The following is a 26,093-nucleotide window of genomic DNA, read 5'->3' as shown; positions in this document are numbered from 1 at the left end:
GTGAAACCATGGGCTTTCGTCGCGGTCATGCTGGGGTTCATCGCGGCCGGGACCTGGCTGGCGGTGACCGGCGACGGCGTCGCGCGCTGGGTGGGCGGCGGCGGGGCGGCGTTCTTCGCGGTCGGCCTGGTCTACGGCCTGCGCGACCTGCTGGGGTCGCGCCCGGAGCGGCAGCCCGCTACCGCTGAGGACCGGGCGCCGGTCGATATGACGCCGAAGCCGTGGATGCTGCTGGTGGGCGTGCTGCTGCTCGTCGGGTTCGGGGTGGCGGCGACGGTGTTCGGTGAGGGGCGCGCCCGCTGGCTGGGCGTCGGAGCCCTCGCCGGCGCCGCGTTCGGGACGGCCAGCACCGCCTGGAAGCAGCGGGCCGACAGGCGGTGGGGACGGCCGAGATCGACCGTCGCGCCGGATCCGTTGCCGGCCGAGCTGCGCAGCGACGAGTGGTTCGGCTACGAATGGGAGCCGGGGGTCGATCAGCCGCTCACCGCCGCCGAGGAGGATCTCCTCGACGCGCTGTACATCGCCGCCCGGTCGTGGCCGGCGGACCACGTGGAGAGCTACGCGTATCGCGACGACGACGGTGGGCTGGCCGCCGGGATCCATGTGCGCGACCAGACCGAGATCCTCGAGATCCGGCTGCGCCTGGCCGAGGAGGAGAACCCGGGCGGCCGGGTCGAGCAGACCCTGCGACGCCCGGTGAACCGGGTCGAGTGGTGGCACCGCGACCGGCCGTACGCAGTGCGGTACGAGTTCGCCGACACGACCGAAGGCCTGGTCGAGGCGTTCGAGGCGCAGTGGGCGCCGAGCGGGCTGCACGACGAACTGATCCGGACGGGCCGGGCCCGCAACGGCGGCTGGATCCAGACCGCCGCGCTCAGCGAGCCGGACGCGGTCGTGGCCGTGCGGGCCGACGGACGGCAGTTCGAGACCCCGCCGTTGCCGGATTTCCTCTGGTACCAGTGTCCGCTCGAACGCCGCGCCACGGACTGACGCCGAGGATCTCGCCGCTGTAGCTCACCGGTACCATGGCCGCCGTGGAAAACGGGGACGTCAAGGTCGGGATCGGGGTGTTCGTCTTCCGCGACGGACGGTTCCTGATGGCGCGGCGGCAGGGCGCGCACGGCGCCGGCACGTGGTCGGTCCCCGGCGGCCACCTCGAGTTCGGCGAGTCGTTCGAGGACACCGCGGTCCGCGAGGTCGCCGAGGAGACCGGCGTCCAGATCACCAATGTCCGGTTCGGCGCCGTCACCAACGACATCTTCGCCGACGAGGACCGCCACTACGTCACCGTCTGGATGCTCAGCGACCACGTGTCCGGCGAGCCGGCGATCCTCGAGCCCGACAAGTGCGCGAGTTTGGGATGGTACGACTTCGACGCCCTGCCCGAGCCCCTCTTCCTGCCGTGGCGGCAGCTGGTGCGCTCGCCGCTGTTCGACCCGATCCGGAAGTCCGCGGGTTTTCCTGCCGTGCCGCCGGGCGGAGCCGATGAGGCTCAGGAGTGCCCGATGGCGTAGCCCGTTCAGGAGGCTCGACGACATGAACATGCTCCGGCGGACCCGGGTCGCGACGCGGCTGGCGGTCGGGTTCCTGATCGTCTCCCTGTGCGTGGTGGCCATCTGGTTGGCGGCGTTGTCCTCCGCCGACGGCACCCGCACGACCGCGTCCAGCCTGTCCGCCGCACAGGCCGAGCTCGACGCGGCGCAGCAGCTGAAGTTCCGCAGCACCGACGTGCTGGGCTGGCAGGCCGGCTACGCCTTCGACATCATCCGGGGCGCCGCCGACGCGACCGCGGACACGGCGGTGTCCCGCGCGGCGTTCCTCGCGGCGATGGACAGCTTCAGCGCCGAGGTCGACGCCATGGCGGCGCTGCCGCTGACCGCCGGCCAGCAGGCCGACGTGCGCGCGATCCGGGCCGCGTTCACCGAGTTCCTCGACCTCGACCACCGGGTCATCGCCGCCTACCGGGCCGGCACCCCGGCGCGGACGGCCGAGGCCAACGACATCGTCGCCGGTGCGGCCCTGGACGTGTACCAGACGATCAGCGACGGCGTCGACGACCTGCTCGCCGTCGCCCGGCAGAAGTCCGCCGCCGCGCAACGCGGCGCGCAGCACTCGGCGAGCACGACGAGCCGGACCGCGACCGTCGCCGGCATCGCGGCGCTGCTGTTGTCGATCCTGCTGGCCGTCGCGCTGTCGCTGTCCATCATCCGGCCGCTGCGCGCCATCGGCGACCGGCTCGCCGACATCGCCGACGGCGACGGGGACCTGACCCGCCGCCTCGACGCCGGCGGCGACGACGAGTTCACGTCGGTCAGCCGGTCGTTCAACACGTTCGTCGCGAAGATCGGTGACACGGTCCGCGCCATCGGCGGGTCGGCGGCGACCGTCGCCGAGGCCAGCGCCCGGCTCACCGACACGTCGACCAGCATCATGACCGGCGCCCAACAGACGTCGGACCGGTCCGGGCTGATCGTTGCCTCGGCGGACGAGGTGTCGGGCACGGTCCGTACCGTGGCCAACGGCGCGGAACAGATGAGCGTCTCGATCCAGCAGATCGCCGGGACCGCGGCCGAGGCGGCCAGGATCGGCGGCCAGACCAACGAGCTGACCCAGGCGACCTTCGACCTGATCGGCCGGCTCGCCTCGTCCAGCCGGGAGATCGGCGACGTGGTCAAGGCGATCACCGCGATCGCCGGGCAGACGAACCTCCTCGCCCTCAACGCGACGATCGAGGCCGCCCGCGCCGGCGAGGCGGGCAAGGGCTTCGCCGTGGTCGCCGGCGAGGTCAAGCAGCTGGCGCAGGAGACCGGCCGCGCCACCGAGGACATCACCGCGAAGGTGCAGAGCATCCAGCAGGACACCGCGGCCGCGACCGACGCGATCAACCAGATCGTCGAGATCACCGGCCGGCTCGGCGACTACCAGAACACGATCGCCGCCGCCGTGGAGGAGCAGACCGCGACCACCGACGAGATCAGCCGCAACATCACCCAGGCGGCCGCGAGCTCCGCCGACATCGCCGCGAACATCGCCGGGATCTCCGCCGCGGCGCAGAGCACCACCGGCGGCGTCCAGGACACCCGCACCGCCGCGCACGAGCTGTCGGCGATGAGCCACGAACTGCGCGACCTGGTCGGCCAGTTCCGGGTGTGAGGGCCTCGGGTGCCGGCCGGACATGCTCGCGGGCACCGCCTGGTCGGCCGGTTCCGGGTGTGACCCGTGGCAGACTGCCATGATGCACGACGATCTGCCGGCGGCCGCGCGGGAGCGGCGCTGGGCCGTGGACGCGCTCGCCGCGCTGCGGGCGCCTGTTGCCGGTCCTCCCCTACGGCACTATCCGTTGCCGCCGGAGTGGGGCATCTCGCTGCTGCTGCAGGACCACTCGCACGGGCCGACGGGCAGCGTGAAGGACGGCACGGTCCGCCGGTCGTTCGAGCACGCGATCGCGAGCGGCTGGATCGGCGCGGGGACCACGCTCATCGACGCCACCGCCGGCAACGGCGCGGTCGCCGCCGCCCGGCTCGCCGGACTGCTCGGGCTGCCGTTCGTCGCGGTCGTTCCCGGTCGCACCGCACCGGCGAAGCGCGCCAGGATCTCGGCGTACGGCGGCCGTTGCCACCCGTTCGACCCGCCGCTGGGCATCTACGAGGAGGCGCGCCGGCTGGCGCAGGAGCCCGGCACGCACCTGCTGGACCACTTCGCGTGGGCGGCGCGGTCCGAGGACTGGCGCGACCCCTCCGGGCTGGCCGCGACGCTGGTCCGGCAGGTCACCGCGGCGACCGGGACGCCGCCCGACTGGGTCGTGACCGGCGCGGGCACGGGCGCCACCTCGGCGGCGATCGGCCGGCACGCGCGCTTCCACGGGTTGCCGACCCGGCTCGCCGTCGTCGATCCCGAGCACTCCGCGTACTTCCCGGGCTGGGTCACCGGGGATCCCGGATACGCGACCGGCATGCCGTCGCGCATCGAGGGTATCGGCCGGCCGCGCACCGAGCCCGGGTTCCTGCCGGCCGTCATCGACCTGGTGATCCCGGTCGCCGACGGGGCGAGCGTGGCCGCGATGCGCCACCTGGCCGACGAGCACGGCTGGCGGGCCGGCCCGTCGACGGGCGCGAACCTGTGGGGCGCCATGCATCTGGTGTCCCGGATGCGGGCACGCGGCGAACACGGCACGGTCGCGACCCTGATCTGCGACGGCGATGAACCGTACCGGGACACGTACTACAACGACGAGTGGCTGCACGCCAAGGGCATCGAGGTCACGCGGTGGCCGTGAGGGCTCACGCTCCCGCGGCGGCCGCGCCCGCCGTGCTCCCGCGGCGGCCGTGACGGTCCCGGTCACGCGGCGGCCGTGACGGTCGCGGTCACCGGGCCGAGGCGCAGGACGCCGTCGTCGAGCGGTTCGCAGCGCACGCCGCCCTTGCCGCGCAACGCCTTCCACGCGCCCGGGCCGACGGTCACGTCCATCCACGCGCACGGGTGCGCCGCCCGCCGGACCCGCAGCCGGACCGGGCCATCGCCGGAGTCCAGGATCAGCACCGCGCCCACGAGGTCGTCGACGGCGATCCCGGCGACCAGGATGTTGCGGCGCACCGCGGCGAGGCCCGCCCCGGCCGGCAACGACTCGCGCGTGATGACGGTCACGCTGGCCTCCCGGTGCGCGGGTTTGCCGAAGTACCGGTCGCCGACGATGCCGAGGCCGGCCCTGATCCGGATCTCCTCGACGAGCTCCCCCACCGGCGCCGGCAACGGGCCGTCGGCGGGTCGCCCCACGTACCGGTGCGACGGCGAGGCCAGCAACTCCACGATCTCGGGCACCCAAGGAAGTCTGCCACCGCCGTAGCATCGCCGGCATGGCGACGCGGCTGGTACAGATCAACATGAAGGCCGGAACGACAGCGCGCTGGGCGGGTTCTGGGCTTCCGCGCTGGGCTGGGAGCTCTCCAGCGAGGGGCCCGGCGTGACCAACCTCGGGCCGCCGGGGTTCGTCCACCCCGATCCCGTCGCCGTCTGCATCGACCTCGTCGCCTCGACGGAACCCAAGACGGTGAAGAACCGGGTGCACGTCGACCTCGCCACCACCTCGGTGGCCCACCAGGCGGACCTCGTCGCGCGGCTGCGGGGGCAGGGCGGCGTCCCGTGGACCGTGATGGCCGACCCGGAGGGCAACGAGTTCTGTCTCCTCGCTCCGGGCTGACTCAGGGGCGTTCCCTGATGCCGGCGGGGGTCCCGCTGCCGCACGCTTGAAGCACAACGAACAAGCGTGAAGGAGCGAGACAATGGAGACCGTGTACCAGTCGATGCGACAACAGGGCCTGGTCCGGCCGGCGCAGGGCCGGGTGCTCGGCGGGGTGTGTGCCGGGCTCGGACGGCGCTTCGGCATCGACCCGTGGCCGGCGAGGTTGCTGTTCATCCTGGTGCTGCTGCTGATCCCGGGCAGCCAGATCCTGGTGTACCCGATCCTCTGGATCATCATGCCGGCCGAGCCGGTGACCGTGGCGCCACCCTCGTCGGTGTGGGCGCAGAGCGCTGACTAAGATCGGCGGGCATGTCTGAGCAATGGCGCGCCCGGCTGGCGCCCGCGTTCGAGGTCCTGCTCGGCGCTCCGCTGTCGAGTTACCCGGCGGACGCGACCTACGCCACCTTCGCGTGGGGCAACTTCATCCGTGAGGCCGAGCTGGACCGGCTCCCCGACTGGCTCGACCCGGCGGTGTTGCGCGGCGACAAGGTGCTGGTCAACATGCACCTGGGGATGCATGACGAGGGGCCGCTGCGCATCGACGCGGCGGGGTCCCTGTTCGACGTGCCGCCGGCGTATGAGCCCGTCGAGGGCCGCGACCTGCCGCTGCCGCCGCCGGACGGCTGGCGCGTCGGATACATCCGGCTCGCCTCCGACGGCACGCTCTTCGACGCGATGCGGGCCGCCACCCAGGTCGGCGACGGCCCGAAGGACCTCTTCGAGTTCGACGACGACGCCGACGAGGAGTGGGACGAGGCGCTCGCTGAGGCCGGGGTCGACGAGGAGCTGCGCGCGCACCTGCGCTGGTGCTGCGGCGACGGCACCACGGGGATCACCTACTTCGGCGCCGACGAGGAGGCGCGCGCCCCACGCGGGACGGTCCTCGCCTCGTGGGAGGACCAGAACGGCCAGTGGGACATGGTGGTCGTGCGCCTCTGACCCCGGATGGTACCTTCGACGCATCGACGTCGGTGACGATGCGAGGTGTCGTGGAGCACGAGCGGATCGCGCGCACCTTCCAGGTCGACACCGGTCGGCGGCTGCGGCAGGGCATCGGGTTCACCGCGGCCGGCGCCGTGGTCACCTGGATCGGGGTGACGGTCAGCGTCGCGTACGTCGCCGCCGCCGGGAAGGGCGGGTTCAGTCCGCTGCCCGGCCTCGTGCTCGGCATCGGGCTGGTGGCGCTGATCTTCGGCCTGGTGCGGTTGGCGCAGAGCGCGCTGCGGCCGGGCGAGCGGTTCGACGTGAGCGACGACGGGCTGCTGCACCACACCTCGCGCGGCGACCGGTTCGTGCCGTGGGATCAGGTTGCCGGGGTGCGCGAGATCGGCGTCACCCGCAGCGGCGACCTGGCCGTGTGGCTGGGCTCCGGGCTGCGGGCCGTCGTGGTGGTCCGCAAGGGCCGCAACATCCGGTTCAACTCCCTGGCCGGCGACGCCGATCTGCTGCTGTGGAGCATCCAGCACCGCGTTCAGGGGCCGGGCCGCGTGTAGCGGTGCTTGGCCTGCGGCGGGAACCAGTCGGGGTCGCCGGTGGCCCGCAGCCGCACCCGTGGTGTCTGATATCCGGCCGGCACGTAGTTGGCGAACTCGCTGTTGAGCCGCACCAGCTCCGCCCGGATCGCGCCGGCCAGCAGCGGTGCGTGGGCGGGTTCCTCGGTGACGCCGGGCGCGAGCTCGGCCACGATGGACAGGTGGCGTTCCTCGTCGCTGTCCGAGACGACCTGCAGGACGAACTTGCCCGTCACCCAGTCGCTGATGCCGTCGCGTTCCAGCGCCACCGTCACGTTCTCCGGGTAGATGTTGGCGCCGAAGTAGGAGACCGTGAACAGCGAGCGGCCGAAGACCCAGACGAACGGCAGGTGCGGGGCGGCCGGGCCGTCGAGACCGGCGGTCGGGTCGAAGCCGTGGTCGCGGCAGAACGCCAGCAGGGCGTCGTGCGTGATCAGCCCGCCCTCATCCGCGATGTGGTAGCGGATCAGCGGGATCCCGCCGTCGCCGGTGAACAGCAGCGTCCCGTCGTGGGTCTCGAAGTACCGGGTCTCCGGGTCGTACTGCACGAGCGTCGGCAGCCGCGGGTCGCCGAACAGCTCGCGGGCCACGTCGGGGCGGCCGGCGAGGAAGCGCCGGATCGCGACGCTCAGCGGCGTCTCGGTGCCGAGGACCCCGGCGTCGGCGGTGCCGTAGAGCGAGACGGAGTCCGACAGCGGGTCGGTCATCCCGGCGCGGGCACCGACGAGCGTGCGCCACTCCTCGCTGAACACCTCACCGGCGAGCAGGAGCCGAATCGAGTAGCCGGGCCAGTCCACGCCGCGCTGCCGGCCGGCGTCCACGACGTTCTTCACGAACGGCGGGTAGCCGGCCAGGACCACCTGCTCGAAGTGCGGCCCGAGCTCCTGCACGACCCGCAGGATCTCATCGACGTTGTTGCCGGGTGTCGCCACGGTGATCGGGTGGCCCTTCGCGGCCAGGTGGCGGCACGCGGCGGCGGTGTACATCCCGCCGACCCAGGAGCCCAGCGCGAAGCAGACCACGACCAGGGTCCGCCGCCGGTCGGCGTGGAAGCTGCCGACCAGGGCCTGCTCGAACCGGCGGGCGACGACCAGTTCGTCCAGCACCGACCGCGGCCACACGGTCGGCTGCCCGGAGGACCCGGACGACACCGCGACCGTCTCGGCGCCGTCGAGGGTCCCGCCGCGGCACAGCTCCGGCAGCGGATATCTGCGGTGGTAGTCGGCCTTCGTCAGCAGCGGCAGCCGGGAGAAGTCGACCGCCGCCGGGTCGACCCCGTGTTCGCGCAGGAACGCCTGATACGCGGGCACGGTCGCGGCGACGTCATGGAAGAGCCGCAGCGCCGCCCCGGCACCGTCGCCCGGTGCACCGAGCAGCGGCGCGGCGTAGAAGTCGCGCAGTCCTTCGAGTACCTTTTCATCCACTGTGGACACTCCGTTCGTGTGCGTCGCGCAACCGGCTGGCGAGTTCGGCGCTGCGGTCCGCGAACGGCCGCCACCCGTCCGGGGTCTGCTCCAGGAACCGCTTCGCGTTGGCCTGCCGGCAGGTGCGCTGCGTCCAGGTGGACAGCCGCCCGCCCCGGATCTCGAAGCGGACCAGAAGGTCGTCGGCCCAGCCGTACACGTCGCTGTCGGGATCGGTGATGACGGTCGCCTTCTGCTCCGCGACGAGCCAGTCGATCGCCTCGATCTCCTGCTGGATCTTCTCGGCGAACTCGAACGCGAGGCCGGCCGACGCCCGGTCCCGGTGCTGGATCAACTGCTCGCGCACGGCCTCGACCGCGTCCGGCTCGCGCCGCAGCGCGGCGATCGTGGTGGCCAGGAACGCGTCGCGGTCGGTCGCGTCGACACCCCGGATGCGGGCCATGTCCCGGGCGGCGCCGGTCAGCCGCTCATCGGTGTATCCGAGCGGCAGCACCCGCCCCAGCCCGGCGAGGGCCAGCCGCGCCTGCGTCCCGCCGAGGTACGGTCCGAACACGTCGTCGGGCCGGTCGGCGCCGAACGGCCCGTAGTCGACCACCAGCCGCGGCACCCCGCCCTTGCGGTCGATCCGCAGGTAGATCGGCACCTCGAGGCCACCACGGACCCGGTTCCAGCGCGGCTTGGCGCGTTCCAGCAGGTTGCGCTCCAGCCAGGCGGCCTCGTGGACGGAGTCGCACACGACCGCCTCGACCTGCACGATCTGCGGCACCATCCGGCTGAGGTGCCGCCGGCCCTTCAGGTTCGTCCAGTAGGAGCCGACCCGGGACCGCAGCGCGGTGGCCCGGCCGACGTACAGCACCCGTCCGCGCTCGTCGCGGAACCGGTACACGCCGGGCAGGTTCGGCAGGCTGCCCACCGCCGTTCGAGGCGTGCTCACCCGCGGCATTCTACGGACCGCGTCAGATGGCCAGCAGCCCCTCCCGCAGGACGGCAATCTCCGCGGGAACGTCGTCCTCTTCGGCGAAGCCGGGGAAGCCGCCCCACTCGAAGCACAGCCGCAGGTACTCGACCAGCCGGATGCCCTCGTGGCCCCACACCCCGTCGACGACCGGGTCGGCGACGGCGTCCGGTATCCGGACCTGGTGGACGCCACCGGAGTATCCGGCGCCGTGGATCTCGTCGGCGCCGACGGTCACCCCGAACCGCCCGGCGGCGTCGCGGTACCTGCTGCCGATCTCGTCGGTGCCGGGGACGCAGTAGGCGAAGATCGCCTCTTCGTCGCTGAGATCCAGCGGCGCGGAGTGGCGGCCGGGCGCCGGCCACGGAATCTCGTCCTCGAACACGAACGCCGACGGCACCCACGATCGGAACGACCCCAGCAGCGCGACGTCGCCGACGATGCTCCACATGGCGCGCAGGGAGATCGGCAGCGGGCCGCAGATGCGTTCCGCGCGCTCGATCCCCTCACCGCGGGCGCCCTGGCGTGGCTGCCACCGGTAGTGGAACTGGTTCAGGTCGTCCTCCACCACCGGTTCCTTGATCAGGGAGGGGTCGAGGCCGAGGGCGACCATCCTCGCACGGCGCCGCTCGTAGGCGCCGGAGCGCACCTCCTCGGCCCGCTGGTTCCGCAGGTACTGCACGGCGAAGCGGTAGTCCATCCGGTTGAGGCGCTCGACGACGGTGGCGATGTTCGCCGCGACCCGCTGCATGGTCGCCTCCGCCACCGCCGTCGCATCCGCGTGCCACCGGTCGTCGTAGGCCGCCGGGCCCAGGGCGACCAGTTCGTCCCAGACCTGCCGGCGCTCCCCGGCCTGATACCGCTCCGCCAATGTCGTCACCGGATAATGATCAAGGATGGCTCATCGGGGGCCGCATCTCGGTCACCACGTAGCGGCTGTCGGTCGACCAGCTGCAGGCGCCGGCCACGTACCCCTTGACGGGCAGCGTGCTGATCGTCGCGCCGGGTCGTGACGGAGATGACCTGGACGGCGACCCGCAGGGCGGTGTCCTCGCCGGTGGGGCGCCGCGCTCGGGCGGCCCCGCCGTCCATACGTAACCTCCCCCCATCAGTACGCCCACGGGCCCCACAACCTTGCACGCGTCTCCGGGAAGGTTTTCCGCCGACCTCACCAGCGCATGTCGGGCACCGGACAAGGGCTGTTGGGATCTGTCAGAGTTCGTCAACCCGGTCCCGGCGCGGCGCACAGTCACCTGATGAAGACTGATGGCCGCTACGTTGGCGGCACCGAAGAACTCTCCATCGTGCTGAGGGTCGACCTGGGTGGCAGCGGTGTACTGAGCGCCGACGTGTCGCGTGGTCTGACCTACCTCGCGTCGGTGCGGACCGCGCCGGGCGTGAAGGTCGACGCGCCGCACGGGCGTTGGCCGGCGCAGTGGCAGGACGTGCCGGGCGCCACCGCGACCGGGACGATCGCCGTCGCCGCGGTGCCGGCGCACCCGGAGCAGCTGGCGGTGACGCTGCACCTGGACCACTCACTCAACGGCCTACCGCCGGCGGACTACCCGGGCACCGTGGCGCGGCAGGGCGACGACGTGCGCGACCTCGGCGTCGAGGTCGACCTCGAGTCGGGTGTGCGGGCGCCCGCACCGGTGGACTTCCAGGGTGCACCCATGGACCTCGGGAGCTGCCTGCGCTCGGCCGGCTTCGCCACCACCGTCACCGCGGCGCCGTCCCCCGTCCCCGCTCCCCCTGAGCCGTGGGACTACTCGACCATCTTCTCGGTCCTCAACGACCTGATGACCGACCTCAGCGGGCCGGCCGGGCTGGTGCCCGCCTGGAAGCTGCACCTGCTGCTGCTGTCCCGGTGCAGCCGGCCGTCGCTCGCCGGCATCATGTTCGACCAGACCTGGCCGCTGCCGCGGCAGGGCTCGGCGGTGTTCGTCGACACCATCCGCGAGCTGGTCAAGGACGACGACGAGGACCGGCAGATCCTGCGCACGGCCGTGCACGAGCTGGGTCACGCGCTGAACCTGGCGCACCGGTTCGAGCGCGCCGTCGGCCGGGCCGACTCCACGTCGTTCATGAACTACCCGCAGCGGTACCTGCGGGGCGGGCACGTCGAGGACTACTGGACCAGGTTCGCGTACACGTTCGACGCGGACGAGCTGGAGTTCCTGCGGCACGGCCCGCGCGGCGCGGTCCGCCCCGGCGACGCCGCGTTCCACTCGGTGCGGTACTGGCGGGACACCGGCGGCGGCTACGTGCCGTACCTGCCGGAGGTGCCGCAGACGGGGATGCGGCTGGCGCTGGTGCCGCCGCAGAACGGGCCGCTGTTCGCCTACGGCCAGCCGGTCCTGCTCGGCGTCACGCTGCAGAACGTCGGCGACACCGCGGTGCAGTTCCCGTCCAATCCGTTGGATCCGAAGACCGGCGGACTGGAGCTGCTGATCCGGCGGGTCACCGGCACGACCGATGACCGGTCCTTCGCCGACGCCAGCCCGTTCGTGCCGCTGATGCAGGCGTGCGAGCTGGAGGACGAGTCGACGGAGGTCACCCTCGCGCCCGGCGGCACGCTGAGCAACAACGTCAACCTCACGTTCGGCTCCGGCGGCTTCGCCTTCGCCGAGCCCGGCACGTATCAGGTGCTGCCGCTGCTGAGCCGGCCGACGGCGGGGCCGCCGGACACGGACCAGCTCGTCGTCGGCGAGGTGCTGCGGATCCGCATCGGGTACCCGAAGGACGTGGGCGACGAGCACGACGCGTTGGTCCTGTCCCGGCCCGACGTCGGCACGTACTTCGCCCTCGGCGGCAGCGACTGCCTCACCCGGGCCGAGGACGACCTGATGGCGGTGTACGAACGCCGCAGCGCCGTCAACGGTCCCGCCGACCCGGTGGCCACCGCCATCGCCCGCGCTGCCGGCATCAACGCCGGACGCCACTTCGTCCGGGTCCGCAACGGCGCGTTCGCGCAGCGGCCGGCCGACCCCGGACGGGCCGCGGCGCTGCTGGGCGGCCTGGACGCGGCCGCGCTGGGCAACTTCGATCCCCAGACGGCGCAGAGCACGGCCCGCCTGGCCCGCCGCTACCAGGGCAACGGATGACCATGTCCGCCGTGCCGGTCAGCTGACCGGCACGGCGAGGCGGTGCCGCACCCGCTGCGCGTCGGGGTGGCCCAGCTCGTCCAGGATCCGCAGGGCGGTCCGCCATTCGTGGTGCGCGCCGCCGGTGTCCGCCGCGGCGAGCAGCGCGTCGCCCAGGTTGGCCAGCGACTGCGCCTCGTGGTAGCGGTCCCCCGCCTCGCGGAACATCGCGACCGCGCGCCGGTAGCAGCCGGCCGCCTCCGCGTGGTCGCCCAGCTGGTGGTTCGCGTAGCCGATGCTGTCCAGCGTGGCCGCCTGGCCCACGGGGTCGCCGAGCTGCTGGAACAGCGCGTGGGCGCGCCGGCAGTAGGCGAGCGCCGTGGTGTGGTCGTGCAGCAGCGCGGCGAACCAGCCGATCGAGTTCAGCGCCCTGGCCTGGCCCGGCAGGTCGTCGGCGGCGCTGTGCAGGTCGAGCGAGCGGCGGGCGTGCGCGAGCGCGTCCCGGTGGCGGCCCGCCCGCTCACACGTCCAGGACAGGTCCAGTTCGGCGTGCGCCTGGCCGCTTGCGTCGCCGCGCGCCGCGAACAGGCCGGCCGCCGTGGACAGCTCCGCCTGCGCCGGCTCGTACTGGTTGAGCCGGAAATGCGCGAGGCCCAGCCCGCGATGCGCGTATGCCTGGCCTTGCGGGTCCGGCAGCCGGTCGGCCGCCTCGACCGCGGCCCGGCTCAGTGCCAGCCAGTCGTGCCAGTGTCCGCGCCGGTCCAGGAAGGTGGTCATGGTCCAGGCCAGCTGCCAGGCGTGGCGGTCGAGGCCGGCGTCCGCGGCGAGACGCACCGCGGCCAGCAGCACCGGCCGCTCCGCGGTGAGCCACGCGAGCGCCTGTGCGTAGCCGGCGAGGGACTCCGGGGTGACGCCGGGCGCGGCCGGCTCCAGCGCGATGGGATGCCGGTACGGGTTGAGGATCAGCGCGGCCCGGTGCGCCGTGTGCAGATAGTGGTCGAGCATCCGCACGACGGCGGCGCGCCGCTCCTGCGGGTCGCCGGCCTCGGCCAGCTCCGAGGCGTAGGAGCGCAGGAGATCGTGCAGATGGTACCGGCCCGGCAGGTGCTCCGTGACCAGATTCGTGGCCGCCAGCTCGGACAGCAGCCGGCGGGCCGGTCCGGCGCCCGACCCGGCCGTGCTCGCCGTCGCCGGCACCGTGAGATCCGGCCCCGGATGCCCTCCGAGCAACCTGAACAGCCCCGCGCCGTCGGGGCTCAGCTGCACGTACGACCAGGAGATCACGGCCCGCAGGTCGGTGGTCAGATCCTCACTGCCGAAGGAGTCCAGTCCGCCGCGGGCCACGGACAGCTCGTCCGCGACCGCCGCGAGACCGAACCGGGGATGCGTCGCGGCTCGCGCCGCCACCACTGCCAGCGCGAGCGGCAATCGCGCGCATCGCTCGACGATCAGGTCCACGGCCGCCGGCTCGGCCGCGACCCGGCCGGCGCCGATCCTCCCGGCGATCAGATCCCGGGCGTCCGCGGCCGGCATCAGGTCCAGGACCAGCGGATGCGCGCCCTCCCCGACGACCAGGCCGAACAGGTCGTTGCGGCTGGTCACGACCGTGCTGCAGCTGGCCGTGCCGGGCAGCAGCGGCCGGACCTGCTCGGCGCTGCGGGCGTTGTCGAGCACCAGCAGCATGCGCCGCCCGGACAGGATGCTCCGGTACAGGGCCAGCTGCCCGTCGATGGTGGCCGGGATCCGCTGCGGTGGCACGTCGAACGCGTCCAGCAGCGCGCGCACCGCCTGGCTGGTCGTCAGCGGCTGGCCGGTGGGGTCGAACCCACGCAGGTTCAGGTACAGATGCCCGTCCGGGAACCGGTCCGCCGCCTGGTGCGCCCAGTGCACCGCCAGGGCCGTCTTGCCCACGCCGGCCGTGCCGGAGATCGCCACCACCGTCACCGCTGACCCGTTTCCGGCAAGCGACGCGTCGAGCGCGGCGATCTCGGCACGCCGGCAGACAAAGCCGGAGACGTCGGCGATCAGCTGCCGCGGCGGCGTCGCACCCGGCGTGGTCACGGCCGGTGGCGTCACGGCCGGTGGCGTCACGGCCGGTGGCGTCACGGCCGGCGCGGTCGCGGGGGGTGGGTCAGCGGAGCTGGCCGCCAACCATAATCGGTGGAAGGCGGCGGTATCGCCGTCGAGGCTCTCGACAATGAGCTCCAGCAGCCCCCAGCGGGGAACCTTCGGCTCCGCGAACGCCGCCCACACGGTGGTATGGCTGCAACCGACTTCCTTGGCGATCCGCCGCAGACTGGGCCAGCCGGCGCGGTGATGCAGCTCGTGCAGCGCGTCGACGAGGTCCCTGACCGGACCCTCCGCGACATCCGGCTTCGGAAGCGCTGCCACCACGCCACCTCCCGCCATCGAAGCGTGGGCCGCACTCCAGGGTGGCAGCGCCCTCCGACGGTGTAAAGCCGATTCCGGCGCGTGTCCAGTTCCGTTCGGAACCGTCAAGCCGGCCGGCCCGCTGCCCACGATGGTGTCCGACCGGCGAGCCGCCGGTCGAGTCCCTGAAGGAGTGACGGATGGACGCCACAATCACCCTCGAACGGCATGACGGCGGCGCGTTCCAGGTCGTAGCTGGTTCGGACGAGGCCTCGGATCAGCGGCACCTCACGTTCGCCGTGCCCGCCACCAACGACTCGGTGCGGGTGGGCTGGCAGCCGGGCGCGGACTTCACCGGCGGCGGTCCCGTGGAGGTCGCGGTGCGCATCGGCACGATGCCCGCCCAGGACACCTGCATCAAGGCCGGCGAGCTGCTCGTCGCCGAGCCCGCCGACGCGCCCCGGTTCGGCCCCGACGCCAACGGCATTCTCGACGCCCTGCGCGACGCGTTCGGCAGTTTCCTCCTGGCCGACCAGCAGGTGGTCGCGGCGCCGCCAGCCGTCGCCGGCGGCAAGATCGGCAAAATTGGCAAGTTCGGCAAGATCGGGAAGGACCTCATCGAAGACGACCAGAACGACCAGGCGGCCACGGTGGCCGAGTACGCCGCCGTCGGGGGCGTGATCGGCACCCTGCTCACCGGGAGTCCCGGCGGGACGGCCGTCGGCACCGCGGTGGGCGCCCTCGTCGGCGTCCTCGTCACCGCGACCGAGTGACATGCCCGCCACCCGACACCCGGCGAACCCGCTCATGCTGCTTGCCGGGTTGCTCCTCATCATCGTCGGCATCGTGGTGATGGTCGGCGGCTTCGCCTGGGCGGTCCTGACCGTCCTCGGCCTCGCCGACAGGACACCGCAGCTCAGCGACCTGGGCGCCGGGCCGCACGCCCGCGAGGACCTCGGACCCATGCTCGACGGGTTCGCCGTCTTCGTCGTCGGCACCACGGTGATGACCATCGGCCGGTACCTCTGGCGCGGCGCACGTCGCCGCGGCTGGCGCGACCGGCTCGGCCGGCTGCTGCTCATCATCACCTGCCTGGCCGTGGGCAGCGGCATGGTCGTGCTCACCCGGTTCGTCCTCGCCGCGATGGACGAGTCCGACGGCGGCGGCACGATCCTGCGCGGGCTGTTTGTCTTCGCCCTGATCGGCGTCCCCGCCAGCCTGCTGGGAATGGTCGGGCTGCGCCTGGCCGACGAGGAGATCCTGATGACCGCCGAGGCGAGGGCGTCGTTGTAGACATTTGATACGGGACGACAGGACGGTTCCGCCGTGACAGAGACCCAGGTGTCCGACAGCTACACGGTCGTCAACGACGATCTCGCCCCCCTCGGAGACGCGCGAGCCGGCGTCGCCGCGGCCGGCGCCCGGGCCAGGGCACGGATCATGCGGGACCACCGCTGCTATCAGCCGCTCCCCGCAAGGGAGGCGGACGACTCCCTTGTCTCGTTCGACATCGCGCCGGTGGCGGACGCCGCGGCCGACATCGGCATGTGGTGGTGGGGCGAGAGCCACTGGTGGTGGCCCGGGCACCTGTTCGGGCTGAGCGTCTCCGACCGGTCCGACGGACTGCACTTCCGGGGGCAGCTGCACTGGGACCACGGAGACCTGTGGTTCGGCAGCACCGGCGTGACCGCGGTGTTCGGCATCGGCAGCGACCGCCTGCCAAGGCCGGGGTGGTACCGGTCGGCTCCCCCGGTGAACCTGTGGGGCCAGGTCTGGGGCTCCACCGGCGCGAACGGGCCGCTCGGCTTCGGTGACACCTGGTCCAAGTGCTTGCTGCACGCCAACCAGAAGATCTCCGTGGCCGGCGGTCCGATGATCGGCCAGGCGCACTGGTGGGACACGTTGCTGTCGTTCGAGTCCGCCTTCGAGTCCGGCGAGCGGACGCTGCCGGGCACGTTCAACCTCCCCGAGATCGTCTTCGAGGTCGTGCCGGGCAGGCCGCTCGTGGTGGAGCTGGAGCTGAGGTTCGACATCCAGCTGCAGGGATCTTCCGCCTTCCGCTTCGGAGGCTGGGCCGATGCGGTCTTCCAGTCTCCGCAGTGGTCATGCGTACCTCAGACGTGCAGGGTGGGCCGGTAGATCAGCTCCTGGGTGCGCCCGTCGAGGGTCCGGCTCTCGATCAGCTCCAGGTCGAAGTCCGCCGCGCCCTGGAAGATGGGCTCCGTGCCGGTCTGACCGGTGATCACCGGAAACACCGTCACCTGCACGAAGTCGACCAGGCCGGCGGCCATCAGCGCCCGGTTCAACGACAGGCTGCCGTGCGACCGCAACGGCACATCGGACTCCTTCTTCAGCCGGGCGACGACGTCCGCGCCGTCCCCGCCGGCGATCGTCGCGTCCGGCCAGTCGAGCGGCCCGTGCAGCGTGCTCGACACCACCGTGGCCGGGAAGCTGACCATCCGGGTGACCCAGGGGTCGCGGACCTCGGACTCCTCGGTGCTCTCGGCCAGCATCCGGGAGAACGCCCGATACGTGTCTGCCCCGAAGACCATGCGCTGCTCCTCGGTGTACAGGGCGAGGCGGTGCGCGAGCAGCTCGGGACCCTGTTTGCCCCAGTAGCCGGTCCAGTTGCCGGTCGCCGTGCCGTAGCCGTCGAGGCTGGAAAAGACGTCGAACGTGTAGGTGGCGGTCATGCTGTCCTCCATGCGGTCGGTGTACGTGCCGGGCTCTCAACAGTGCTACGAACGGCACCGCCCCCGATCGACAACCACACCCGAGGAACTTCGACCCAGGTTGGAACGCATCCGCGGATCTTTCCAACGAGGTTGGGGCTGGGTGGTGGCCGTTGGAATCTGGTTCCAACGAACACGGCGTCGGAAGGGGGATGCGGTCGTGACGGGATTCTGGGGTCACCTGACGGTGGCCGAGCGGCAGGCGTTCAGCGGGCGGAGTTTCCGGCGGTCCTGGCGCGGCGGTGCGGTGCTGTGCCGGCAGGGCGACCCGCCGGACTGGGTGGCGCTGCTGCTCACCGGGCACGTGAAGGTCTCGCTGCACACCGCCGACGGCGACACGGTGATGCTCGCCATCTGCGGGCCGGGCGCGCTGATCGGCGACCTGTCGGCCATCGACCGGCGGCCGCGGTCCGGCACCGTCGAGGCGCTCGGCGACGTCACGGCGGCGTTGATGCCGATGGCGGCGCTGGACGGGTACCTCGACGCGCACCGGCGGGTGGGTCTGGTGCTGACGCAGGAGGTGACCCGCCGCCTGCGTGACGCGGACCGGACCCGGGTCGAGCTGAGCGTGCACAGCGCGGCGGACCGGCTCGCGGCCCGGATCGTCGAGCTCGCGGACCGCTTCGGCCGGCCGCACGGGGGCAGCGTCCACATCGGACCGATGCTGTCCCAGGACGACCTGGCGCACTGGGTCGGCGCGTCGCGCGAGGCCATCGCGAAGACGTTCACGGTGTGGCGGCGGCAGGGTTGGATCCGCACCGGCCGCCGGTCGGTCACCGTCCTGGATCTGGAGGCACTGCGCCGCCGGGCGGGCTCTTCCGACTCGATGCCGCAGGCCGCCTGAAGCTCGCGACCAGCACCGGGCCCGCAAGGCTGGGCTCGGATGGACCGGGATCCGCCACGGCCGGCGCGGCGCTATCGCGGTCCGGTGAGGCAGTCGCGGATCAGGTGGACGACCTCGGGGAGCTCGATGTGGTCGTCCGGGGTGGCGCCGAAGTGGGCGCCGCCGGCGGTCACCGTCGCCGTGGCACCGAGCTCGGTGGCGAAGGTCCGGACGTGCTCGATCGGGTCCGGTGCCAGCACCGGGTCGTCGACCGCCGTGAGCACCCGGATCGAGGTGGCGGCGCGCCGGATCCTGGGCCAGTCGAGCGGTGCGGCGAAGAACTCCTCCAGCGCCTCGTAGCCGACGTCCCGCGCCGGCGTGGCCACCAGCACGGCACCGGCGAACCTGCCGTCCCGGTCCGGGTCGTGCGTCTCCAGCAGGCGCAACACGTTGACGCCGCCGATGCTGTGCCCGACGAGCACGGTGTCGGCCGGATCGGTGCCGCCGACCACGGCGCCGTAGGCGGTGAGCCACGGCCCCGGTTGCGGTGTCGCGGAGGCCGGCAGGTCCGGCGTCTCCCTGGAGAGACGCCCGCCGCAACGGTCGGAGACAGCGCAGCACGCTGGAGAGACGCTCGCCGCGACGGTCGGAGACAGCGCAGCACGCTGAAACGCGCGCCGCGACGGTCAGAGGCGGCGCAGCACGCTGACGACCCGGCCGAGGATGACGGCCTCGTCACCGGGGATGACGTCGTAGGACGGGTTGCGGGGCACCAGGTCGACGTGGCCGTCGCGGCGCCGGTAGACCTTCACGGTCGCCTCGCCGTCGATCATCGCGGCGACGATGTCACCGTTTTCGGCGACCGGCTGGCGGCGCACCACGACGAAGTCGCCGTCGCAGATGGCCGCCTCGATCATCGAGTCACCCTTGACGCGCAGGGCGAACAGGCTGCCGTGCCCGACGAGCGAGGACGGCAGGGTCAGCTCGTCGTCCGACTGCTCCTCGGCGAGGATCGGCTGACCGGCGGCGATCGCGCCGAGCACCGGCACGCTGACCCCGGCGTCGCGGTGGACCACCGTGGGCCCGGCCGCGGTGTCGGCGTCGCGGGCGTCCATCGCCCTCGGCCACCGCCCGTCGCGGCGCAGATATCCGAGCCGCTCCAAGGACTTGAGGTGATGCGACACCGACGAGGTCGACCCGAGCCCGACCGCGGCGCCGATCTCGCGCACCGTCGGCGGATATCCGCGCTCCTCGACCCAGCCGCGGATCACCGACAGGACGTGCTGCTGCCGATCGCTGAGATCACTGTCCGCCATGTGATCACCATACGGCAAGATTCGATCATTTGTACGAAGTTCCATCGATCAGTTGACCCCGCGGTCAGCGGCGGGGGGCGACGAACAGGCTCTGTGCGGAGCGGCCGATCGGGCCGTGCTGGTCGTGCAGGGCCGTGTCGGCCAGGCCGATGCCCGCGGCGTCGATGGACGTCGCGGAGCGCAGGCACACCCACTCGCCGACCGGGTGCCGCAGCAGGTGCACGGTCAGGTCGGCGTTGACGAACAGGAACCGGCTGAGCTCCAGTTCGTTGCTGATGCCGTTGCCCGAGTCGGCGGCGACCAGCACCCGGCTCAGCGGGCCCGGCTCCTCACCGTCCACAAGGGACTCCCGCATGCGCAGCCAGGCGGTCGCGGGTCCGCGTTCCAGGAAGGAGCCCTCGGAGAAGCGGAACTCCATCGCGGTGTGGTAGCCGACGTCGTGCGCCGTCGGGTACAGGGGTTTGGCGGTGGCCCCGTCCAGGTGGACCGTGACGGGCGGGGTGGCGGCCGGCACCAGGTCCTCGCCGGCCCGGATGAGCAGGGCCGAGCAGCGCATGAACGGGTCGATCGCGGCCTCGACCAGCGCGACGCTGCGGCCCTGCCGGGTCACCCGGGCGGTCACCTCGAGCGTCGCGATCGGCACCGGTCGCGCGATCTCGTACGTCAGCCGCACCACCCGCATCCCCGGTGGCGCCACCGACTCCACGGCCCGCCCGAGCAGCGCCGCCGGCGGTCCGGCGTGCTGCGACCCGGCGTCCCACGGCCCGCGGGTGTGTTCGGTGGACTCGAACCGGCCGTCGCCGAGCGGAAGGTAGAACGCCATCGGGACATCGTAGGTCGACGCGCACCCGATAGCCTGCGGTGATGGTGGACCTGATTCCCGTCGGGCAGGCCGTGCCCGCGCCCGACGGCACACCGCTCGCCGCCCGTGGCAACCACCAGGACTGGCTGCTGTCCTGGCACCCGCCGGGTGAGCGACCGGAAGGCAGGGCCCACGGCGCCAGCGGCGTCTGTGTCGCCGGCGCCGACCTCGTGCTGGTCAGCCACCACGGAGGCCACTTCGGCCCGCCCGGCGGCCGTCCCGAGGGCGATGAGACCGACCTGGAGACCCTCTGCCGCGAGCTGCGCGAGGAGGCCTGTGTCCGGGTCACCGCGGCCGGCCTGCTCGGCTTCTCCCGGTCCGAGTGCGTCGCCGGGCCCGAGCTTGGCCTGGTCCTGGTCCGGTCGTTCTGGCGGGCGGAGGTCCTCGTCGACCCGTGGGAGCCGAGGTTCGAGGTGCCGCACCGCCGGATCGTGCCGGCGGCCGCCGCCCTCGACGAGGTTTGGGACTACGCGGACGGTTCGGTCCGCATCATGGCCCGCGTCCTCGCCGAGGCGCGACTGGCCTGACCGTCATTCACTGCGGGCGGTCTCCGGTCCGGTGATGCGGCGCAGCAGCGGGAACGTCGCGGCGATGATGCCCAGTGACAGCAGCAGCCCACCGACCACGATCGCGCCGTAGGTGAGGCCGGGCGGGTGCAGGGTGTACTGCATCTGCGCGGTGAGGAACAGTTGCGCGCCGAGGAGGCCGGCGGCGACCGCGAGAACGGCGGCGGCCAGCAGCGGCACCGCGCTCTCCAGAGCAACCACGCGGCGCAGCACGCCCAGCTGTACCCCCGTGAGCCGCAGCAGGCTGAAGGGCCGTTTGCGGTCGGTGAGACCGGCGATGACGCTGACCGCGAGGCTGCAACCGGCGATCGGCAGGCTGGCGAAGATGATCACGGCGGCGAGCTGTTCGAAGCCGGCCAGCTGCGAGTTCTGGTCGTTGGCGCGGTCCCATTCGGTGGCCGGCAGAATCCGCAGGTCGGGGAACGCCAGTTGCAGCGCCGTGCGGAGGCGTTCGAGACCCGCGGTGGACCCGTCGGTGCTGAGGACGATCGAGATGACCGGCTGGGCGGCGAGTTGTGCCTCGGTCAGCGGCGCGGCCGGCCAGACGACGCCGGCGCCGTGTGTCTCGCGGTACTGCATGAAGCCCTCCTCCACCCACGCCACCGTGGCCCCGTCGGCGCAGCGGCCGAACTCGGGGGACCGGGCGAGGTCGGCGCACGACACGACACCGGCGTAGCCGGCGTCGGCGACGGGGTTGTTCCGGACGACCGTCACGGTGCGGACCGCGGGGTCGGCGGCCAGCGACGCGATGACCGGGGCCGGGATGGTGTCGGGGTACCGTTCGAACCGGTTGACCATCGTCGAGACGGCGAGCGCGTCGACGTACGCGCCGCGCTCGGCGACGATCGTCTGGATGATGCCGGCGGACACCGTGGTGACGAACAGGCCGACGACGACGCCGCTGATCGCGCGGAAGGCGGCGCCGGGGTTGTCGGCGAGGCGGCGGGCGGCGATGAGGGTCGCGGGCCGCTGCGCCCGGCGGGCGAGCAGGCGGGCACCGATCATCGTCAGCCACGGTCCGGCGGACACCAGGCCCACCATGATGAGCAGCATCCCGGGCAGGAACACCGCGACCTGGGCAGTGGAGTGGCTCGGCACCCGGCCGATGAAGAAGGTGAGTTCGGCGATGCCGAGCAGGAGCGGGATCAGCCGATACCAGCGCGGTGGTTTCGGCGTGACCCGGCGCACCACGCCGAGCGGTGAGATGCGGACCCGGCGCAGCGCCACCAGGGACGCGACGGCCGCGCCGACGGGCACGCCGACCGCGACCGCGGCGGCCATCGGCGCGCCGAGGGTCACGTCGGAAAGGTGGAAGGGCATGCCGGTGAACGGGATCCCGGCGAGCTGCACGCGGAAGGCGACGTACAGCCCGAACCCGATGAGGGTGCCGAACAGCGCGGCGACGGTCGACTCGACCGCGGCGACGACCGAGATCTGCCGCGGGGTGCCACCGATGAGGCGCATCGCGGCGAAGCGTTGCTCGCGCCGGGCGGCGGTGAGCCGGGTCGCGGTGCCGATGAAGATGAGCACCGGGAAGAGCAGCCCGCCGGCGACGACGGACAGGATCAGGTCGAGCGCGGCGAGGGGGATGCCGGATGCCTCGGTCCGGAAGCCCGAGACGCGTTGGGCGTGGTACAGCTGCGAGACGAACTCCGGCGTGCTGCCGACGATGACGGTGAGGCTGCCGGGTGAGGGCAGCGCCACGTCGCCGATGAGGCCGGCCTGCCGCCCCGGGAAGCGGGCGCCGAGCTGGTCCGCCGGGTGCTGCGCGATCAGGTCCGCGAGGGCCGGCGAGACGTAGTACTCCCCCGCTGCGGGCAGCCGCGGCAGGCCCCCCGGGACCGGTGCGCCGGCCGAGGTCGCGGCGACTTCGATCCGCACGATGGACTGGCCGTCGAAGTAGTCGTAGCGTTCGGCCCACCACAGCGGACCGTCGGCGGAGGGCATCGGGCGGAGCGCCGCGAACCGGCCGAACTGGCCGTCCACCGCGTTGACGGCGGCCAGGGTGCTCACCAGCAGCCACACGCCGAGTGCGACGGCGCCGGCCATGACCACGAGCCGCACGAGCGCCTCGCGGCCGCCGGCGAGGGTGAGCCGCACCCCGAACCGGATCATGACGCGCCCCGGGCGGCGGCGAGGGCGTGCACCCGGCCGTCGCGGACGATGACCTGGCGGTCGGCGTACGCGGCGACCCTTGCCTCGTGGGTGACGAGGACGACGGTGGTGCCCTGGGCGCGGGCGGAGTCGACCATGAGGTCCATGACCTGCTCGCCGGTGAGCGAGTCGAGGGAGCCGGTGGGCTCGTCGGCGAACAGGACGCGGGGCTTGGCGACGAGCGCGCGGGCGAGAGCGACGCGCTGCGCCTCACCGCCGGACAGTTCGCCGGAGCGGCGCTGCTCCAGCCCGTCGAGGCCGAGCTTGGCGAACCAGGGCCGGGCCTCCGCGACGGCGGCGGCTCGGCGGGCGCCGCCGAGCAGCAGCGGCAGGGCGACGTTGTCCTCGGCGGTGAGCTCCGGCACCAGCTGGCCGAACTGGAACACGAAGCCGAACCGGTCGCGGCGCAGGGTGCTGCGGCGGGTCTCGTCGAGCTGGTCGACGCGGGTGCCGTCGAACATGATCTCGCCCTCATCCGGCACGAGGATGCCGGCGAGGCAGTGCAGGAGGGTCGACTTGCCGGAGCCGCTGGGCCCCATCACGGCGACGATCTCGCCCTCGGCGACGGCCAGAGTGGCGCCGCGCAGCGCCGGGGTCTGCCCGAAGGCGAGCTTCACGTCGCGGGCCTCAAGCATCGCGGACCTCCTTGGTGAGTGCGTCGAGGCGGGCCACCGTCGTCTCGATCCAGTGCAGGTCGGCCTCGAGGTGGAACAGCCCGTGGTCGGCGAGCATCGCGTCGACGAGGTTGCCGGCGCGCTTGATGTCGGTGAGCGCCTGCATGCGACGCAGGTGCGCGTTGCGTTGCAGGTCGAGGTAGTCCTCGGCGGAGCGGCCGAGCATCAGCGACAGCACGACCTTGGCGAACAGGACGGTCTGCAGGTGCGGCTCCGGCTCGACCGGTTCGGTGAGCCACGCGTCGACCTCGGTCGCGCCGGCGTCGGTGATGACATACCGCTTCCGGTCGGGGCCTTCGCCGGGCTCGACGTCGCTGATCACGACCTTGCCGTCGCGGGCGAGGCGGCTCAGCGTCGCATAGACCTGACCGAACGACAGCGGCTTGCCGCGGCCGAAGAAGGTGTCGTAGTCGCGCTTGAGGTCATAGCCGTGGCTCGGCTCCCGTTCCAGGAGCCCGAGCAACGTGAGGGGAACGCTCATGGAGACCACCATACGCTGAGCGTATACGCCGCGTATATACCCTCAGCGTAGATACAGCGAGACCGATCCCCCTCAAGGAGCGGTCCGAACTGTCAGGTGCGGATCTCGAGGTTGGCGAACGAGACGGCGAACGGCGGCGGCTCGCTGGTCTGGTCGGCCTGGAGGATGCCGAGCACGACGCGGCCTCTCCGGAACCGTGCCTCGTTCCAGGTCCCGGCGTCCCGGCCGTCGCGGGTGAACGTCACGTTCGTCCCCTGGGCCGTGATGCCGATCCTGGTCACGGTGTTCAGCGCGACCGGGCCGACGGACGGCAACGTGCGCACCGGCGTGATGGTCGCAGCGTCGTGCGTCGCCAGGGAGGCGCCGTCGGCGCAGACCCGCAGGACGTAGCCCGTGGTGGAGAAGCGCAACCAGATCCCGGCGCAGCTGCCCGCGGTCAGCAGCCGAACGTCGACGGTCACGCTGAAGTCGGTCAGCTCGTCCTGCACGCCCGGGCACCGGTAGGGCCCGGCGCTCTGTTTGGTGACCACGAGCGCGTTGTCGAACCGGCAGGTCGCCCGGTTCTCCTTGTCGTCGCGGGCCTGCCACATACCGACGGCGGTGAGCGGGTCGGCGATGAACACCTTGCCGCTCGCGCCCGGCGAGCCTGGGGCGGTCGGGCTCGCGGAGGTGGTGGGCGACGCCGACGGTGCGCCGCGGGACGGCAGCGGGATGACGCCGTAGACGAGACCGGCGACGGTGAGCGACGTGATGATCGCGGCGACCGCCACCACCGCGACGACGGCCCGTCCCCACCGCCCGCCACCTGATGCGGCCACCGGGACCGCCGGGGCCGCCGCCGCAGGCACCGCGAACTGCGCGTCGTCCACGAACCTCGTCGTCGCGTCCGGGTCGCGCGGCGCCGCGGGTGGTTGCCCGTCCGTGGTGCCCAGCGACGGGGAGGTCTGCAGGTCCGTTGCCTGGACGGCCTCCTCGGCGGCGACCAGGAGGGCCGGTTGGCGGGCGAACGCGGCCGCCACCGCGCTGGGCTGGGAAGGCCCGGCGACCAGCAGCCGGTCGAGCAGCCCGCGGGCGGTCGGCCGGTCCGCGGGGTCCTTGGCCAGGGCCTGCTCGACCAGCTCGCGCAGCAGCCCGGACAGCCCGGTCAGGTCCGGCGGCTGGGTCAGGATCCGGGTGGCGATGATCGGCCCGGCGTCCGACCCGAACGGGTTGCGGCCGGTGGCGGCGTAGGCGATGACGGCGCCCCAGGAGAAGATGTCCACCGCCGGGGTGACGGGCGGGCCGTCGACCGGGCCGAACCGCTCCGGTGCCATGTACGCGACGGTGCCGACCACCTGGTCGGTGCGGGTGAGCCCGGTCGTCGCCGACGGCGAATGGGCGATGCCGAAGTCGATGACCTTCGGGCTGCCGGCCGCGAGCAGGACGTTGTTGGGCTTCAGGTCACGGTGGATGACCCCGGCGCCGTGGATCGCGGTGAGCGCGGTCGCGACGCCGATCGCGAGACCGTGCAGGTTCGACGTCGTCAACGGGCCCCGCTGGCGCACGACGTCCGACAGGCTCGGCCCGTCGACGAACTCGACGACCAGATACGGCAGCTCGTGATCGGGGTCGGCGTCGAGGACCTCGGCGGTGCAGAACGGCGGGACCTGCCGGGCGCGGTTGACCTCGCTGCGGAACCGGCGCCGGAACTGGTCGTCGTGGGCCAGGTCGCCGCGGATCACCTTGACCGCGACGAGCCCGCCGTCCGGGGTCTGCGCCAGGTAGACGCTGCCCATGCCGCCCTCGCCGAGCCGGCTGATCATGGTGTACCGGCCGAGCTGCCTCGGGTCCCCGGGCCGTAGCGGCGATCCTGGCAGCTCGTTGCCCGTCATCGGTTTCGTCCCCCCGTATGCATCTGTCGGCC

General features: G+C 72.7%; 26 protein-coding genes and 1 pseudogene. 14 read left to right on the top strand and 13 right to left on the bottom strand.

Annotation, left to right across the window (positions count from 1 at the left end):
* From Dsi01nite_RS36235 to Dsi01nite_RS36220, 4 genes are all read left to right on the top strand, one after another.
* Window positions 1–990, top strand: coding sequence for a hypothetical protein (locus Dsi01nite_RS36235; protein WP_203850877.1), 990 nt, complete (start codon window positions 1–3; stop codon window positions 988–990).
* 44 nt (window positions 991–1,034) lie between these two features.
* Complete coding sequence (locus tag Dsi01nite_RS36230) at window positions 1,035–1,514, top strand: nucleotide triphosphate diphosphatase NUDT15 (RefSeq protein ID WP_203850876.1); 480 nt, start codon at window positions 1,035–1,037, stop codon at window positions 1,512–1,514.
* Window positions 1,515–1,536: 22 nt separating this feature from the next.
* The gene (locus tag Dsi01nite_RS36225; protein WP_203850875.1) at window positions 1,537–3,153 is read left to right on the top strand and encodes a methyl-accepting chemotaxis protein; all 1,617 of its coding nucleotides are present in this window, start codon (window positions 1,537–1,539) and stop codon (window positions 3,151–3,153) included.
* 79 nt (window positions 3,154–3,232) lie between these two features.
* Window positions 3,233–4,276 (top strand): PLP-dependent cysteine synthase family protein, encoded by a 1,044-nt coding sequence (locus Dsi01nite_RS36220; RefSeq protein WP_203850874.1) that lies wholly within the window; start codon window positions 3,233–3,235, stop codon window positions 4,274–4,276.
* Between the two features lie 62 nt (window positions 4,277–4,338).
* On the opposite strand, the gene Dsi01nite_RS36215 is transcribed toward Dsi01nite_RS36220, so the two are convergent.
* On the bottom strand, window positions 4,339–4,818 hold the full coding sequence (locus tag Dsi01nite_RS36215; protein ID WP_203850873.1) for a molybdenum cofactor biosysynthesis protein: 480 nt from the start codon (window positions 4,816–4,818) through the stop codon (window positions 4,339–4,341).
* Between the two features lie 35 nt (window positions 4,819–4,853).
* On the opposite strand from Dsi01nite_RS36215, the pseudogene Dsi01nite_RS36210 reads away from it, so the two are divergent.
* The 4 genes and pseudogenes from Dsi01nite_RS36210 to Dsi01nite_RS36195 all read left to right on the top strand — a co-directional run.
* A pseudogene (locus tag Dsi01nite_RS36210) lies at window positions 4,854–5,185 on the top strand (VOC family protein); the annotation flags it as partial.
* Between the two features lie 94 nt (window positions 5,186–5,279).
* The gene (locus tag Dsi01nite_RS36205; RefSeq protein ID WP_203850872.1) at window positions 5,280–5,537 is read left to right on the top strand and encodes a PspC domain-containing protein; all 258 of its coding nucleotides are present in this window, start codon (window positions 5,280–5,282) and stop codon (window positions 5,535–5,537) included.
* A gap of 11 nt (window positions 5,538–5,548) precedes the next feature.
* The gene (locus Dsi01nite_RS36200; protein WP_203850871.1) at window positions 5,549–6,178 is read left to right on the top strand and encodes a hypothetical protein; all 630 of its coding nucleotides are present in this window, start codon (window positions 5,549–5,551) and stop codon (window positions 6,176–6,178) included.
* A gap of 38 nt (window positions 6,179–6,216) precedes the next feature.
* Window positions 6,217–6,732: a hypothetical protein gene (locus Dsi01nite_RS36195; protein WP_203850870.1), complete on the top strand. Its 516-nt coding sequence runs from the start codon at window positions 6,217–6,219 to the stop codon at window positions 6,730–6,732.
* On the opposite strand, the gene Dsi01nite_RS36190 is transcribed toward Dsi01nite_RS36195, so the two are convergent.
* From Dsi01nite_RS36190 to Dsi01nite_RS36180, 3 genes are read right to left on the bottom strand one after another with little or no spacing between them, the layout of a single operon-like run.
* Window positions 6,711–8,174, bottom strand: a complete 1,464-nt coding sequence (locus Dsi01nite_RS36190; protein WP_239136421.1) for a phenylacetate--CoA ligase family protein — start codon at window positions 8,172–8,174, stop codon at window positions 6,711–6,713. The genes Dsi01nite_RS36195 and Dsi01nite_RS36190 overlap by 22 nt on opposite strands.
* The gene (locus Dsi01nite_RS36185; RefSeq protein WP_203850868.1) at window positions 8,167–9,108 is read right to left on the bottom strand and encodes a GIY-YIG nuclease family protein; all 942 of its coding nucleotides are present in this window, start codon (window positions 9,106–9,108) and stop codon (window positions 8,167–8,169) included. The genes Dsi01nite_RS36190 and Dsi01nite_RS36185 overlap by 8 nt, the downstream gene beginning before the upstream one ends.
* A 22-nt stretch (window positions 9,109–9,130) precedes the next feature.
* Window positions 9,131–10,009, bottom strand: a complete 879-nt coding sequence (locus Dsi01nite_RS36180) for a hypothetical protein (protein WP_203850867.1) — start codon at window positions 10,007–10,009, stop codon at window positions 9,131–9,133.
* Between the two features lie 376 nt (window positions 10,010–10,385).
* On the opposite strand from Dsi01nite_RS36180, the gene Dsi01nite_RS36175 reads away from it, so the two are divergent.
* Entirely contained in the window at window positions 10,386–12,233 is a 1,848-nt protein-coding gene (locus tag Dsi01nite_RS36175; protein ID WP_203850866.1) for a zinc metalloprotease, read from the top strand.
* An 18-nt stretch (window positions 12,234–12,251) separates the two neighbouring features.
* Here the strand turns inward: Dsi01nite_RS36175 and Dsi01nite_RS36170 are convergent, their stop codons facing one another.
* On the bottom strand, window positions 12,252–14,603 hold the full coding sequence (locus Dsi01nite_RS36170; protein ID WP_203850865.1) for an ATP-binding protein: 2,352 nt from the start codon (window positions 14,601–14,603) through the stop codon (window positions 12,252–12,254).
* A gap of 179 nt (window positions 14,604–14,782) precedes the next feature.
* On the opposite strand from Dsi01nite_RS36170, the gene Dsi01nite_RS36165 reads away from it, so the two are divergent.
* The 3 genes from Dsi01nite_RS36165 to Dsi01nite_RS36155 are packed head-to-tail and all read left to right on the top strand — an operon-like array spanning window position 14,783 to window position 16,721.
* Window positions 14,783–15,355 (top strand): hypothetical protein, encoded by a 573-nt coding sequence (locus tag Dsi01nite_RS36165; protein WP_203850864.1) that lies wholly within the window; start codon window positions 14,783–14,785, stop codon window positions 15,353–15,355.
* Window position 15,356: 1 nt separating this feature from the next.
* Window positions 15,357–15,875 carry a hypothetical protein gene (locus Dsi01nite_RS36160; protein WP_203850863.1) on the top strand — a complete coding sequence of 173 codons (519 nt, stop codon included), beginning with the start codon at window positions 15,357–15,359 and terminating at the stop codon, window positions 15,873–15,875.
* Between the two features lie 33 nt (window positions 15,876–15,908).
* Window positions 15,909–16,721, top strand: a complete 813-nt coding sequence (locus Dsi01nite_RS36155; protein WP_203850862.1) for a hypothetical protein — start codon at window positions 15,909–15,911, stop codon at window positions 16,719–16,721.
* Here Dsi01nite_RS36155 and Dsi01nite_RS36150 read toward each other — a convergent pair.
* Window positions 16,697–17,287 carry a dihydrofolate reductase family protein gene (locus Dsi01nite_RS36150; RefSeq protein WP_239136420.1) on the bottom strand — a complete coding sequence of 197 codons (591 nt, stop codon included), beginning with the start codon at window positions 17,285–17,287 and terminating at the stop codon, window positions 16,697–16,699. The two genes, Dsi01nite_RS36155 and Dsi01nite_RS36150, sit on opposite strands and share 25 nt — an antisense overlap.
* A 187-nt stretch (window positions 17,288–17,474) precedes the next feature.
* On the opposite strand from Dsi01nite_RS36150, the gene Dsi01nite_RS36145 reads away from it, so the two are divergent.
* Window positions 17,475–18,158: a Crp/Fnr family transcriptional regulator gene (locus tag Dsi01nite_RS36145; protein ID WP_203850861.1), complete on the top strand. Its 684-nt coding sequence runs from the start codon at window positions 17,475–17,477 to the stop codon at window positions 18,156–18,158.
* A 71-nt stretch (window positions 18,159–18,229) separates the two neighbouring features.
* Here Dsi01nite_RS36145 and Dsi01nite_RS36140 read toward each other — a convergent pair whose 3' ends face one another.
* From Dsi01nite_RS36140 to Dsi01nite_RS36130, 3 genes are all read right to left on the bottom strand, one after another.
* Window positions 18,230–18,703: an alpha/beta fold hydrolase gene (locus Dsi01nite_RS36140; RefSeq protein WP_275423441.1), complete on the bottom strand. Its 474-nt coding sequence runs from the start codon at window positions 18,701–18,703 to the stop codon at window positions 18,230–18,232.
* Window positions 18,704–18,823: 120 nt separating this feature from the next.
* Window positions 18,824–19,453 (bottom strand): transcriptional repressor LexA, encoded by a 630-nt coding sequence (gene lexA / locus Dsi01nite_RS36135; protein WP_239136418.1) that lies wholly within the window; start codon window positions 19,451–19,453, stop codon window positions 18,824–18,826.
* Window positions 19,454–19,517: 64 nt separating this feature from the next.
* Window positions 19,518–20,276, bottom strand: a complete 759-nt coding sequence (locus tag Dsi01nite_RS36130; protein WP_203850859.1) for a thioesterase family protein — start codon at window positions 20,274–20,276, stop codon at window positions 19,518–19,520.
* A gap of 41 nt (window positions 20,277–20,317) precedes the next feature.
* Here Dsi01nite_RS36130 and Dsi01nite_RS36125 point away from each other — a divergent pair, with 41 nt between their 5' ends.
* Window positions 20,318–20,842 carry an NUDIX domain-containing protein gene (locus tag Dsi01nite_RS36125; protein ID WP_203850858.1) on the top strand — a complete coding sequence of 175 codons (525 nt, stop codon included), beginning with the start codon at window positions 20,318–20,320 and terminating at the stop codon, window positions 20,840–20,842.
* A 3-nt stretch (window positions 20,843–20,845) separates the two neighbouring features.
* Here Dsi01nite_RS36125 and Dsi01nite_RS36120 read toward each other — a convergent pair whose 3' ends face one another.
* The 4 genes from Dsi01nite_RS36120 to Dsi01nite_RS36105 form a co-directional block, all read right to left on the bottom strand.
* Complete coding sequence (locus tag Dsi01nite_RS36120) at window positions 20,846–22,996, bottom strand: FtsX-like permease family protein (RefSeq protein WP_203850857.1); 2,151 nt, start codon at window positions 22,994–22,996, stop codon at window positions 20,846–20,848.
* Complete coding sequence (locus Dsi01nite_RS36115) at window positions 22,993–23,670, bottom strand: ABC transporter ATP-binding protein (RefSeq protein WP_203850856.1); 678 nt, start codon at window positions 23,668–23,670, stop codon at window positions 22,993–22,995. Before Dsi01nite_RS36115 ends, Dsi01nite_RS36120 begins: the two co-directional genes overlap by 4 nt.
* Window positions 23,663–24,190 carry a PadR family transcriptional regulator gene (locus Dsi01nite_RS36110; protein ID WP_203850855.1) on the bottom strand — a complete coding sequence of 176 codons (528 nt, stop codon included), beginning with the start codon at window positions 24,188–24,190 and terminating at the stop codon, window positions 23,663–23,665. The genes Dsi01nite_RS36115 and Dsi01nite_RS36110 overlap by 8 nt, the downstream gene beginning before the upstream one ends.
* A gap of 92 nt (window positions 24,191–24,282) precedes the next feature.
* Entirely contained in the window at window positions 24,283–26,061 is a 1,779-nt protein-coding gene (locus Dsi01nite_RS36105) for a serine/threonine protein kinase (protein WP_203850854.1), read from the bottom strand.
* Window positions 26,062–26,093 lie beyond the last annotated feature (32 nt).

The sequence above is a fragment of the Dactylosporangium siamense genome (assembly GCF_016862795.1).
In the GTDB taxonomy this organism is placed as follows: Bacteria; Actinomycetota; Actinomycetes; order Mycobacteriales; family Micromonosporaceae; genus Dactylosporangium; species Dactylosporangium siamense.
The sequence above is the reverse complement of the archived record's forward strand: the minus strand, read 5'-3'. Positions and strand labels throughout refer to the sequence as shown.

What these genes read in the sequence shown, in the direction of transcription:
- Dsi01nite_RS36130 (WP_203850859.1), bottom strand. Translation starts at nt 20,276, where the DNA reads ATGGCGTTCTACCTTCCGCTCGGCGACGGCCGGTTCGAGTCCACCGAA.
- Dsi01nite_RS36110 (WP_203850855.1), bottom strand. Translation starts at nt 24,190, where the DNA reads ATGAGCGTTCCCCTCACGTTGCTCGGGCTCCTGGAACGGGAGCCGAGC.
- Dsi01nite_RS36150 (WP_239136420.1), bottom strand. Translation starts at nt 17,287, where the DNA reads ATGGAGGACAGCATGACCGCCACCTACACGTTCGACGTCTTTTCCAGC.
- Dsi01nite_RS36205 (WP_203850872.1), top strand. Translation starts at nt 5,280, where the DNA reads ATGGAGACCGTGTACCAGTCGATGCGACAACAGGGCCTGGTCCGGCCG.
- Dsi01nite_RS36105 (WP_203850854.1), bottom strand. Translation starts at nt 26,061, where the DNA reads ATGACGGGCAACGAGCTGCCAGGATCGCCGCTACGGCCCGGGGACCCG.
- Dsi01nite_RS36195 (WP_203850870.1), top strand. Translation starts at nt 6,217, where the DNA reads ATGCGAGGTGTCGTGGAGCACGAGCGGATCGCGCGCACCTTCCAGGTC.
- Dsi01nite_RS36120 (WP_203850857.1), bottom strand. Translation starts at nt 22,996, where the DNA reads ATGATCCGGTTCGGGGTGCGGCTCACCCTCGCCGGCGGCCGCGAGGCG.
- Dsi01nite_RS36175 (WP_203850866.1), top strand. Translation starts at nt 10,386, where the DNA reads ATGAAGACTGATGGCCGCTACGTTGGCGGCACCGAAGAACTCTCCATC.
- Dsi01nite_RS36125 (WP_203850858.1), top strand. Translation starts at nt 20,318, where the DNA reads ATGGTGGACCTGATTCCCGTCGGGCAGGCCGTGCCCGCGCCCGACGGC.
- Dsi01nite_RS36225 (WP_203850875.1), top strand. Translation starts at nt 1,537, where the DNA reads ATGAACATGCTCCGGCGGACCCGGGTCGCGACGCGGCTGGCGGTCGGG.
- lexA (WP_239136418.1), bottom strand. Translation starts at nt 19,453, where the DNA reads ATGGCGGACAGTGATCTCAGCGATCGGCAGCAGCACGTCCTGTCGGTG.
- Dsi01nite_RS36115 (WP_203850856.1), bottom strand. Translation starts at nt 23,670, where the DNA reads ATGCTTGAGGCCCGCGACGTGAAGCTCGCCTTCGGGCAGACCCCGGCG.
- Dsi01nite_RS36220 (WP_203850874.1), top strand. Translation starts at nt 3,233, where the DNA reads ATGATGCACGACGATCTGCCGGCGGCCGCGCGGGAGCGGCGCTGGGCC.
- Dsi01nite_RS36165 (WP_203850864.1), top strand. Translation starts at nt 14,783, where the DNA reads ATGGACGCCACAATCACCCTCGAACGGCATGACGGCGGCGCGTTCCAG.
- Dsi01nite_RS36160 (WP_203850863.1), top strand. Translation starts at nt 15,357, where the DNA reads ATGCCCGCCACCCGACACCCGGCGAACCCGCTCATGCTGCTTGCCGGG.
- Dsi01nite_RS36200 (WP_203850871.1), top strand. Translation starts at nt 5,549, where the DNA reads ATGTCTGAGCAATGGCGCGCCCGGCTGGCGCCCGCGTTCGAGGTCCTG.